Source organism: Olsenella uli, from assembly GCF_901212675.1.
Lineage (GTDB): Bacteria > Actinomycetota > Coriobacteriia > Coriobacteriales > Atopobiaceae > Parolsenella > Parolsenella uli_B.
This window is the reverse complement of record NZ_CAAKOQ010000057.1, coordinates 1,085-1,327: the sequence shown is the minus strand read 5'-3', so window position 1 is coordinate 1,327 and position 243 is coordinate 1,085.

Genomic DNA, 243 nt, shown 5'->3' with positions numbered 1-243 from the left:
GGGATCATCCCCGCATGCGCGGGGAGCACGCGCCAAGCTGATACGGGTTCTCGTTGGCCGGAGGATCATCCCCGCATGCGCGGGGAGCACTCCAACGACGCCTGGAACGGCGTGTCCGACAGGGGATCATCCCCGCATGCGCGGGGAGCACTGGGTGGCCCAGTTGACGCGGTTGTGGTCGGGGGGATCATCCCCGCATGCGCGGGGAGCACCACGGCGCGGATTGGTAGCCGGTGCGCTGGT